The following is a 3,224-nucleotide window of genomic DNA, read 5'->3' as shown; positions in this document are numbered from 1 at the left end:
GGCGGCGAACGCCGCCCTGGCTGGCGCTGACGCCGACAACGACGAAGCACCGTTCTAACAACGACACCCCGCAGGGAAACCTGCGGGGTTATTTTTTTCAACTATTTCACGGTGTTGATCCAGCTCTTTCACGGCCTTACCCAACTGAACAAAACCCAACAGCCCTAGCATCAGCTTGGCGATCGGGGTGGAGTCTTTTGAGTAGGTCTGTCCCTCCTTGAGGAACTTCACCGACACTCCTTTGCTGACTAGCTCGTCAACAATGGCGTACAGATCCGTCAGTGAACGCGCGCACCGATCCATCGACGTGACGACAAGCTGATCTCCTGCACGGACATATCGCATTGCTTCATCAAGTCCAGGGCGCTCACGCGATCCACCACTGGCCTTATCCGTGTAATAGGTGAAGACCTTCTCTGCCTTGAGTTGTTCAATCTGACGATCAAGGTTCTGATCTTTCGAACTCACCCGGGCATAGCCCACCTTTTGTCCTGAGATCGCCCCCAACTGTTCAGTGATCTCCAGAGGCAGTGACGGTTCTGTTCCGTTAGTCTTGGAACTAACCCTAGTGCCGTTTCCGTGTAGTTGGTAGGGGCAATCCGCGTAGTTGGTAGGGGTTTTCCGGATAGGTGGTAGGGGTCTTCTTTTTCGGTCATTTTTGTAGGTGACGTCGGCGCAATCTGTGCCGGTGTGTCACCACTTTCTGACCGCAAGGAGGGCCTTTTATGGCCAACTTCAAAGACATCATGGCGATGTGTTTGACCGGAGCGAGTTATGCAGCCATCTCTGCTGCCTTGGAGTGCTCCAACAGGGATATCGCCAAAGTCAAAGCAGTGATTGCTGACCACGCAATCACGCAGTCTTCGTTCGCTCAGCTGGATCCAGAGTTCTTCGATACGCACTTTAGCGATCAGCGAACGAGTCGGCGTTTGCGCTATGACCGACCTGACTTCGAAAAACTCGCGAAGAAGCTGGCGAACAACAAGCACCTCACGCGCCATAAGCTGTGGATGGACTATGTCGCTTCCCCGTGCGCCGCAGGTGAATCGAAGTACCAGTACTCCCAGTTCTGTGAACACCTGCGTGACTACATCCGGGCTACCGGCATGACCTCGATTATCGAGCATGAACCAGGCCAAGAGCTCTACGTCGACTGGGCGGGCGACAAAGTCCGCATCATCGACCAAGCCACCGGTGAGGTAGGGATGAAAGCTTGCCTATTTGTGGCTGTCTGTCCCTACTCTTCTTTGTTATTTGTGGTTGCTACGGCGAATGAGAAGATGGACGCCTGGATTGACTGCCACGTCAAAGCCCTAAACTACCTCGGGAAACGCCCCGGCATCATCGTTCCTGATAACGCGCCGACTGCAACGTATCGCCCGGCGAAGAACAAACCCGCACGACGCATCCAACAGCGCTATGCGGACTTTGCTGACTACTATGACATCTTGCTTGTACCAGCACGTCCGGGAAAACCCCGCGATAAAGCCGCAGTTGAGCGTGCCGTCCAACTTGTCTATACGCGTATCCTTGGCTATTTCGATGGGGTTGAGTTCTATAGCCTTGAAGAGCTCAACGAAGCGATCGCTGAGCGCCTCGAAGACATCAACACAACCATGCCCAATGCGCATGGGTTTACTCGTCGTGAGCTGTTTGACATCGATGAAGCACCCATGATGCGCAACCTTCCTGACACCCCATTTACGGAAGTGTCCTGGCGCAGCGTCAAAGTCGATCGCAATTGGCACATCTGTTGTGACTACCAGTACTACTCCGTGCCGTTTCAATACATCGGCAAGACTTTGCGCGCACGGCTGACCAACAGCCTGGTCAGCATCTTCAACGGCGATAGCCTCGTGGCCGAACACCCGCGTATGCACGGGTTTAAGTACCGCTATTGCACAGACCCTGCGCATACCCCAGACAAAGAGATTACTGGGGTCAAACCGCTAACTCGCGATGAGCTCTACGCCAGAGCATCGTCGTTTGGGCCCGCAACCAGCAAGGTCATCGCCATGATCCTTGAGCACAACGCCCAAGCCCTGCCACGCGGTTTACGCACAGCCCGCAACGTGTTGGTCAAGCTCGGGAACAAGCACAACAAAACCACACTTGAACCAGCGTGCCAGCAAATCATCGACCACAACCTCGCGCCGAATCTGCAGGTCATCTCCCGCATCCAGGCCGACATCGCCCGCAACGGTAACGCCGAAGCCAACACCCCAACACCACAAACAGGCCAGGCTCGGGTAGTCGATATCGCCGCAATGCCAGAAGCAGTGTTCCTGCGCCCTGCAAGCTACTACGACACCCAGAAGCAGGAGGACTAACCCATCATGACCACGATCCATCTTGACGATGACATCCGTGCAACGCTGCGCAAGCTGCGGCTTTCAACCTTCGCTGATACCTTCTTCGCACTTGCCAGTGCAGATGAAGCAAACACCGAGTTGCCTGAAGAGATATTTCTCAAAGCCGTGGAAGAAACCGCCCACAAACGTCGCGCGCAAAACATCACCAAAGCCATCACCCAAGCAAAGTTCCGGTACCCAGGTGCAACACTTGCCGAGCTGATAAACGTCGAAGAACGCGGCCTGAACCTTCGTCAACTCAAACGCATCGCTGCAACACCCTGGCGTGAAAACCCCGGAAACGTCCACCTCCTAGCCCCAACAGGGGCAGGCAAGACATACATCGCCTGCGCCATCGGAGTTGCTGCATGCCAGGCTGAATACAGCGTTGCGTACTACCGGCTCGACCAGCTTGTAGATGAATTAGCGGCCTTCCCGCCGACAGATGAGCGTTACGTAACCAAGATGCGCAGGCTACAAAACACTGACGTGCTCATCCTTGATGATTTCCTGACCATTGGAATCAACCAACGCGGGCAAGAAGACCTAACGAAGATCATATTCGACCGCGATGGCAGGCTGCCGACGATCATCGTTTCCCAAACCACTGCCGCATACTGGGTACAAAAACTTCCCGACCCAGTCGCAGCTGACTCCCTCGTCAGCAGACTCAACACCGGCCAACGCGTCGAACTCGGTGAATACGACATGCGCCACTTCCTAGCCACCCAACTAGAAACCGAGTAACACACCACCATCAACAGGCCCCGCGACGAGCAGCAGCCCCAACCCGTCGCGGGGCCCTACCAACTACCCGGAATCCAGCCCTACCACCGTTTCGGAATACCCCTACCAACTACGCGCACTCAGCAC

Annotated in this window: 3 protein-coding genes; 2 read left to right on the top strand and 1 reads right to left on the bottom strand. The window is 55.2% G+C overall.

Going from position 1 to position 3,224, the window contains the following annotated elements; all coding sequences use genetic code 11:
* Positions 1–54: 54 nt before the first annotated feature.
* Positions 55–483 carry a recombinase family protein gene (locus HMPREF3145_RS08960; RefSeq protein WP_256008564.1) on the bottom strand — a complete coding sequence of 143 codons (429 nt, stop codon included), beginning with the start codon at positions 481–483 and terminating at the stop codon, positions 55–57.
* Between the two features lie 242 nt (positions 484–725).
* Between HMPREF3145_RS08960 and istA the strand changes: the two genes are divergently transcribed.
* Entirely contained in the window at positions 726–2,330 is a 1,605-nt protein-coding gene (gene istA / locus HMPREF3145_RS08955; RefSeq protein ID WP_070422899.1) for an IS21 family transposase, read from the top strand.
* A 6-nt stretch (positions 2,331–2,336) separates the two neighbouring features.
* Entirely contained in the window at positions 2,337–3,098 is a 762-nt protein-coding gene (locus HMPREF3145_RS08950) for an ATP-binding protein (RefSeq protein WP_070422898.1), read from the top strand.
* The last annotated feature ends 126 nt before the right edge of the window (positions 3,099–3,224 follow it).

It is taken from the genome of Corynebacterium sp. HMSC05C01 (genome assembly GCF_001807155.1).
GTDB lineage: Bacteria > Actinomycetota > Actinomycetes > Mycobacteriales > Mycobacteriaceae > Corynebacterium > Corynebacterium coyleae.
Note: the sequence above shows the minus strand (reverse complement) of the source record. Positions and strands in the feature narration are given on the sequence as shown.